Raw genomic sequence first — 7499 nt, 5'->3', positions numbered from 1 at the left:
GGGTCACGGGGGCCTCGGCAGGATGGACTGTGGGGGCGAGAGTACTGCCACCGGCCGGCGCTGGTCCGGGGGCCCGAGACCGCGGGGGCCGGGGTCCCGGTGTGACGAGGCCCGGGGTCCCGGCGTCCCGGTGTGACGGGGTGGTCCCGGCGTGACGGGTCCCGGAGTCCCGGCGTAACGGTGTCCCGGTGTGACGGCGTCCGGTGGGTGGCGCGGGCCGGGGCACTCGCCCGCACGGCCGCGGCGGCTCGGGGCGACTTCGCGGACCTCCCCGCAAACGGCGCAATGCCGGCGCAGCTCCCCAGCTGCGCCGGCATCCGTGCCGTCCGCCGCACCCCCGTCCCCACGGGGTTTCATGGATGGATGTCCCCGCCCGGACCGCTCTTCCGGGCCTGGGGACGCCGCTCAGCGCCCCAGCATCACACCCACGGACGACGCCTGTGTGGCCACCGTCTCCCAGCCGTCGAAGACGACGAGGAGCAGGGCCGCCAGGGGAAGGGCCATGAGCGTCGCCACCAGCGGGTGGCGGCGGCCCGTGCGGCGGGGGGCGAACGTGGTGCGCCTTGGTGCCGTGTGGGCCATGGTCCCTCTCCTGACCGTTTCTGTTGTCGTCGACAGCGGCGAGTGCCTGACCTCGGGGGACGAGTGCTGCACCCGCCGCTTGACCTCAAATCTAGGCCCGCGGCGTGCGGCGGGCGTCATGCCGTCGTACCGAATCGCGGGCCTCCCGGAGGATGAGCCGTCAGCGGCCGACTACTCCCCTGGGTGGAGACGAGGTTCCGGGTCTCGGGGTCTTCCCTGAGGGGGCCGCCCGCTGTGCCCCGGCATGTCCGGACCGTCCGGAAGGGCGGTTCGAGTGACTTCGATCACTTCGACCCGGTCCGGGGAGGGGGCGGGGTCCGCGCCGGGTGTGCTCGCGGGCACTGTGCGCGCGGCCGTCCGCGGGTGCGTCCCGGAGACGCCGGGTACACGGACCTGGCCGACGGCACCGAGATCAACCCATGTGTCTCGGACGTGCGTTGGGGTAGCGGACGCGTCAAGGGCGCACTGGACGGTGGCCTCCTGACCGTGTCTCACCTCGGGCCCCAGCCGTGCACAATCCGACCGCGCGGGAGGGCGCGGCCTCTGCGCGCAGGCGGCCGGGGAAACGTAAGCTGTGCCACGTCACAGGGACCGGGCAGCGGGGATGAACATGGCGATGATGCGCCTGAGGCGCGAGGACCCGCGCGTCGTCGGCTCGTTCAGGCTTCACCGACGGCTCGGCGCGGGCGGGATGGGCGTGGTCTACCTCGGCTCCGACAAGAAGGGGCAGCGGGTCGCGCTGAAGGTGATCCGGCCCGATCTGGCGGAGGACCAGGAGTTCCGCTCGCGGTTCGCGCGTGAGGTCTCGGCGGCCCGGCGCATCAGGGGCGGGTGCACTGCCCGGCTGGTGGCGGCGGACCTGGAGGCGGAGCGGCCCTGGTTCGCGACGCAGTACGTGCCCGGCCCCTCCCTGCACGACAAGGTCGCCGACGAGGGTCCGCTCGGCGCGGCCGAGGCGGCGGCGGTCGGAGCCGCCCTGTCCGAGGGCCTCGTCGCCGTGCACGAGGCCGGCGTGGTCCACCGGGACCTGAAGCCGTCCAACATCCTGCTGTCCCCCAAGGGACCGCGGATCATCGACTTCGGCATCGCCTGGGCCACCGGCGCCTCCACGCTCACCCATGTCGGCACCGCGGTCGGCTCCCCCGGCTTCCTCGCCCCCGAGCAGGTGCGCGGCGCCGCGGTCACCCCGGCGACGGATGTCTTCTCGCTGGGCGCCACCCTGGCCTACGCCTCGACCGGTGACTCTCCCTTCGGGCAGGGCAGTTCCGAGGTGATGCTGTACCGCGTGGTGCACGAGGAGCCCCAGCTGTACGGCGTGCCGGACGCACTCGCCCCACTGGTGCGGGCCTGTCTCGCCAAGGACCCCGAGGACCGGCCGAGCACACTCCAACTGTCGCTGCGGCTCAAGGAGATCGCCGCCCGGGAGGCGCAGGGCCTGGCCGACGTACGGCCGCCCGCGCCGCGCTCCGCCGAGGCCGACCGGGCCACCGGACGGCTCGTGGACACCTACCCCGACCAGCAGCGCGGCCAGCGCCGGACCTCCCCCGGCACCCCGCTGCCACGCGGGGGCGCCCCTGCCCGCGGCGGTACGCCCGGGCGCGGCGGGGGCGTGCCCTCCCGGCCGGGCGGGGCCCGCCCCACCCCGGCGCCGCGTGTGGGCGGCCCGCGCTCCGGGAGCGGGAGCCGCCCCGCTCCGCGCAGCGGTACCGGGCGTCCGGCGCCGCGCCCGACGGGCACCGGGCGGCGGCCCGCCAACCCCCGGCTGCTGCGCCAGCGGCTGTTCGTCTTCGTGGTGGTGACCCTGCTGGTGGCGCTGGGCATCGCGGTGGCGCAGGGCTGTCAGGGTCCGGCGCGCGGACTCGGCGGGGACGACGGCACGCGACCGCGGCACTCCGCAACGGCCTCGGCCCCGCTGCACGGCACACCACCGCAGCAGGAGCGGGCGACCGCCCTCACCCTCGCCCCGGAGGCGTGAGCGTCTTCACCCCGGGAACGCGAGGCACGCCCCCGCTCCGCTAGCGCGAGGCACCCACACCCCGGAGACGCGAGTCGCCTTCACCCCGGCGGCGGGAACGTCCTCCCCCCGGGAACGCGAGGCACGCCCGCTCCGCAAGCGCGAGGCACCCACACCCCGGAGACGCGAGTCGCCTTCACCCCCGAGGCGTGAAGCATCTACACCCCGGGAGCGGGCGGCACCCTCACCCTCGTGGACGTGAGTCGCCTTCCCCGCCAGTCGCCTTCCCCGAGGCGGGAGGCACCTGCCCCCGAGGCGCGAGTCGCCTTCCCCCCCAGGCGGGAGCCGCCTTCGCGCCCGAGGCGGGTGGGCGCAGGACCCCGTTCAGACCCCCGGTCGGCCGGTGGCCACCGCGTAGAACGCGACCGCTGCCGCCGCGCCCACGTTGAGGGAGTCGACCCCGTGGGACATGGGGATGCGCACCCACTCGTCGGCCGCGACCAGCGCCTGGGTGGACAGGCCGTCGCCCTCGGCGCCGAGCATCAGGGCCACCCGGTCCATCCGGTGCGGAGCGGCCTCGTCCAGGGGCCTGGCCTTCTCGTCCGGGGTGAGCGCGAGCAGGGTGAAGCCCGCCTCGCGGACCGACTCCAGCCCCTTCGGCCAGGACTCCAGCCGGGCGTAGGGCACGGAGAACACCGCGCCCATGGAGACCTTGACGCTGCGGCGGTACAGCGGGTCGGCGCAGTCGGGCGACAGCAGTACCGCGTCCATGCCGAGGGCGGCCGCCGAACGGAAGATCGCGCCGATGTTGGTGTGGTCGTTGACCGACTCCATGACCACCACCCGGCGGGCGGAGCGGAGCAGTTCGGCGGCCGTCGGCAGCGGCTTGCGCTGCATGGAGGCGAGGGCACCCCGGTGCACGTGGTAGCCGGTGACCTGCTCGGCGAGTTCCGGGCTGACGGCGTACACGGGTGCCGGAAGCTCGTCGATGACGTCGCGCATGACGTCGATCCACTTGGCCGAGAGCAGCATGGAGCGCATCTCGTAGCCGGCCTCCTTGGCCCTTCTGATGACCTTCTCGCCCTCCGCGATGAACAGGCCCTCGGCCGGTTCGCGCTTGCGGCGCAGTTCGACGTCGGTCAGGCCCGTGTAGTCGCGCAGGCGCGGGTCGTCGGGATCCTCAACGGTGATGAGATCGGCCACAGGGTGATACTGCCTTGTCCTGGGTGTGCTGCCAACGGCTGGGGAGGGGTTTGGTTACCCCGGGTTACGCGTGATCAAGCCACGGGCGGGCCGGCGTTCACGACCGCGCCGACGACGATGACGGCCGGTGGCCGCACGTCCTCGGCGCGCACGGTCTCGGCGACCGTGGCGAGGGTCGCGTCCACGCGGCGCTGCGCCGCGGTCGTGCCCTCCTGGACGAGGGCGACGGGCGTCGCGGGCGACCTGCCGTGCGCGACGAGCGTCTCGGCGATCTTCCCGATCTTGTCCACGCCCATGAGGATCACGAGCGTGCCGGTGAGCCTCGCCAGCGCCGGCCAGTCGACCAGGGAGCGCTCGTCGCCGGGCGCGACATGGCCGCTGACCACGGTGAACTCATGGGCGACTCCGCGGTGGGTGACGGGGATGCCGGCCGCGCCCGGTACCGAGATGGAGCTGGAGATGCCGGGCACCACCGTGCAGGGGATGCCGGCCTCGGCGAGCGCCTGGACCTCCTCCATGCCCCGCCCGAAGACGAACGGGTCGCCGCCCTTGAGCCGGACCACGGACTTGCCCTGCTTGGCGTGCTCGATCAGCGCGTTGTTGATGGCCTCCTGGGCCATGTACCGCCCGTACGGGATCTTCGCGGCGTCGATGACCTCGACGTGCGGCGGGAGTTCGGCGAGCAGGTCGCGCGGGCCCAGCCGGTCGGCGATGACGACGTCGGCCTCGGCGAGCAGCCGGCGGCCGCGGACCGTGATGAGGTCCGGGTCGCCGGGACCGCCGCCGACCAGGGCCACGCCGGCCGTGCGGGTGCGGTGGTGCGGGGCGACCAGGGTGCCGTCGCGCAGGCCCTCGACCACCGCGTCGCGGATGGCGGCCGTGTGGCGCGGGTCGCGGCCGCGCGCCCGCGTGGTGAGGACGGCGACGGTGACGCCTTCGCTGTGGCCGGTCGCCGGGGTCCAGGCCGTCGCCCGGTCGGCGTCGTCGGAGCGGACGCACCAGACGCGGTGCCGCTCCGCCTCGGCGGAGGCCCGCTCGTTGGCCTCGGGGTCGCTGGTGGCGATGAGGGCGTACCAGGCGTCGGCGAGGTCGCCCTCGGTGTAGAGGCGCCGCTCCCAGCGGATCTCCCCCGCGTCCGCTATGGCCTCCACCGAGGGGGTGGCCTCCGGCGAGACGAGCACGATGTCGGCACCCGCCGCGGTGAGCGCCGGCAGACGCCGCTGGGCCACCTGACCGCCGCCGAGGACGACCACGCGGCGGCCGGAGAGGCGGAGGCCTACGGGATAGGCGGGGTGTTCGGCCATGAGGTTCGGCTCCTCGTGCAGCTGTGTGGGGGCGCGCTGCAGCTCCGGAGCGGCCCTGACGTGCGGATTTTATGCTGTGGGCAGCGCAGACGGCACGGGTGGTCCGGTGGCTGGGCACCGGACCACCCGCACGCGTCCCCTACTTCTCGGTGACTCCCGCCGAGTCGAAGGTCGCCACCTCGTGCATCGCGCGGGCGGTGCTCTGCACCAGCGGCAGCGCGAGCAGCGCGCCGGTGCCCTCGCCGAGCCGGAGGTCGAGGTCGACCAGCGGGCGCAGGCCCAGCTTGTTCAGGGCCGCCACGTGGCCGGGCTCGGCGCTGCGGTGGCCGGCGATGCAGGCGGCGAGGACCTCGGGGGCGATCGCCCGGGCGACGAGGGCCGCCGCACCGGCGCTGACGCCGTCCAGGATCACCGGCGTACGCAGCGAGGCGCCGCCGAGGAGCAGGCCGACCAGGGCCGCGTGCTCGAAGCCGCCGATGGCCGCGAGGACACCGATCGGGTCGGCCGGGTCCGGCTGGTGGAAGTCCAGGGCGCGGCGGACGACCTCGGTCTTGCGGGCCAGCGTCTCGTCGTTGATGCCGGTTCCCCGGCCGGTGACCTCGGCGGGGTCGGCTCCCGTGAACACCGAGATGAGCGCGGCGGAGGCCGTCGTGTTGGCGATGCCCATCTCACCGGTGAGCAGCGCCTTGTTGCCGGCCGCGACGAGGTCGCGGGCGGTCTCGATGCCGACCTCGATGGCCGCCTTGGCCTCCTCGCGGGTCATCGCGGGCCCGGTGGTCATGTCGGAGGTGCCGCCGCGGATCTTGCGGGGCAGCAGGCCGGGCGTGGCCGGCAGGTCGGCGGCGACGCCGACGTCGACCACGCACACCTCGGCGCCGACCTGGGTGGCGAAGGCGTTGCAGACCGCGCCTCCGCCGAGGAAGTTGGCCACCATCTGGGCGGTGACCTCCTGCGGCCACGGGGTGACGCCCTGGGCGTGCACACCGTGGTCGCCCGCGAAGATGGCGACGGCCGCGGGCTCCGGGATCGGCGGCGGGCACTGCCGGGACAGCCCGGACAGCTGCGCGGAGATGATCTCCAGCATGCCGAGCGCGCCGGCCGGCTTGGTCATGCGCTTCTGGCGCTCCCACGCCTCGCCGAGCGCCTTGGCGTCGAGCGGGCGGATCTGTGCGACGGTCTCGGCAAGCAGGTCGTGGGGTTCCTCTCCGGGCAGGGCGCGGCGGCCGTACGTCTCCTCGTGCACCACCCAGGACAGCGGGCGCCGCTTGGACCAGCCGGCCTGCATCAGCTCCGGCTCGTCGGGGAACTCGTCGACGTACCCGACGCACAGGTAGGCGATGACCTCCAGGTGCTCGGGCAGGCCGAGGGCGCGGACCATCTCGCGCTCGTCGAAGAAGCTGACCCAGCCGACGCCGAGGCCCTCGGCGCGGGCGGCGAGCCAGAGGTTCTCCACCGCGAGCGCGGCCGAGTACGGGGCCATCTGCGGCTGGGTGTACCGGCCGAGGGTGTGCCGGCCGCCCCGGGTGGGGTCGGCGGTGACGACGATGTTCACCGGGGTGTCGAGGATGGCCTCGATCTTCAGTTCCTTGAACTGCTTCGCCCGGCCCTTGGGCAGCGACTTCGCGTAGGCCTCGCGCTGACGCGTGGCCAGTTCGTGCATGGCGCGGCGGGTGTCCTCGGACCGGATGACGACGAAGTCCCACGGCTGCGAGTGGCCCACGGAGGGCGCCGTGTGGGCCGCCTCCAGGACGCGCAGCAGCACCTCGTGCGGGATCGGGTCGGAACGGAAGCCGTTGCGGATGTCGCGCCGCTCGCGCATCACCTTCAGGACGGCCTCGCGCTCGGCGTCGTCGTAGGCGGGCGCGGCGGGGCCGGCGGGCCGAGCGGTCTCGTCCGGCGCGGCCGCGGCCATGTCGTCCTCCTGGTCGGCGGCCCTGGTCTCCAGGTCGTCCGCCCGCTGTACGACGTCGGGGCCCTGCTCGCCGGCCCGCTCGGTCTGCGCCGCGACGGGCTCCGCCTCGCGGGGCACGGGCACCGTGCCCGGGGCCTCCTGCTGCTCCTGGACGGGCAGGACGAGGGGGTGCGGCGGGGTCGGCGCCAGGTGCGGGGTGGTCGGTACCTGGCCCTCGACGGGCACGAACTGCCCGAGCGGCTGCTCCGGATGCGCCTGCAGCGGAACACCGGAGGGAAGCACCTCGGCGTCGGCGGGGGCGTCATCGGACGGCTGCGGGGTCTGCGCCGCCGCGTCAGTCCCGGCTGTCGCGCCGGGCTCGGCCGGGGTCTCGTCGGTGCCGGGGGCCGCGGCGGTGCCGGTGGGCTGGAGCTGTGGCCCGGCGGGCGCGCCGGCGACGCCGGTGGGCCGCTCGACGACGGCCGCTGCCTGCGGCTGCTGTCCCGCGGTCGCGGCCTCGCCGTCGTGCGCGACCGGGCCGGCGGGCTGCGGGCCCTGGGGCGGC

Annotated in this window: 5 protein-coding genes; 1 reads left to right on the top strand and 4 read right to left on the bottom strand. The window is 74.9% G+C overall.

Annotation, left to right across the window (positions count from 1 at the left end):
- Positions 1–405 precede the first annotated feature (405 nt).
- Positions 406–582 (bottom strand): hypothetical protein, encoded by a 177-nt coding sequence (locus tag V7E45_RS37020; RefSeq protein WP_020938899.1) that lies wholly within the window; start codon positions 580–582, stop codon positions 406–408.
- Between the two features lie 604 nt (positions 583–1186).
- Here V7E45_RS37020 and V7E45_RS37015 point away from each other — a divergent pair.
- A complete protein-coding gene (locus V7E45_RS37015; protein ID WP_333778674.1) occupies positions 1187–2557 on the top strand; it encodes a serine/threonine-protein kinase in 1371 nt (456 codons plus the stop codon).
- Positions 2558–2920: 363 nt separating this feature from the next.
- Here the strand turns inward: V7E45_RS37015 and V7E45_RS37010 are convergent, their stop codons facing one another.
- From V7E45_RS37010 to cobT, 3 genes are all read right to left on the bottom strand, one after another.
- On the bottom strand, positions 2921–3739 hold the full coding sequence (locus V7E45_RS37010; RefSeq protein WP_333778673.1) for a TrmH family RNA methyltransferase: 819 nt from the start codon (positions 3737–3739) through the stop codon (positions 2921–2923).
- A 74-nt stretch (positions 3740–3813) separates the two neighbouring features.
- Positions 3814–5043: a uroporphyrinogen-III C-methyltransferase gene (gene cobA / locus V7E45_RS37005; RefSeq protein ID WP_333778672.1), complete on the bottom strand. Its 1230-nt coding sequence runs from the start codon at positions 5041–5043 to the stop codon at positions 3814–3816.
- Between the two features lie 139 nt (positions 5044–5182).
- Positions 5183–7499: nicotinate-nucleotide--dimethylbenzimidazole phosphoribosyltransferase (gene cobT, locus V7E45_RS37000; RefSeq protein ID WP_333778671.1), on the bottom strand; the 2317-nt coding region annotated here is incomplete at its 5' end.

This window comes from Streptomyces sp. IBSBF 3136 (genome assembly GCF_036815105.1).
In the GTDB taxonomy this organism is placed as follows: domain Bacteria; phylum Actinomycetota; class Actinomycetes; order Streptomycetales; family Streptomycetaceae; genus Streptomyces.
The sequence above is the reverse complement of the archived record's forward strand: the minus strand, read 5'-3'. Positions and strand labels throughout refer to the sequence as shown.

Coding starts and splice junctions, on each gene's coding strand:
- V7E45_RS37020 (WP_020938899.1), bottom strand. CDS start 582: ATGGCCCACACGGCACCAAGGCGCACCACGTTCGCCCCCCGCCGCACG.
- cobA (WP_333778672.1), bottom strand. CDS start 5,043: ATGGCCGAACACCCCGCCTATCCCGTAGGCCTCCGCCTCTCCGGCCGC.
- V7E45_RS37015 (WP_333778674.1), top strand. CDS start 1,187: ATGAACATGGCGATGATGCGCCTGAGGCGCGAGGACCCGCGCGTCGTC.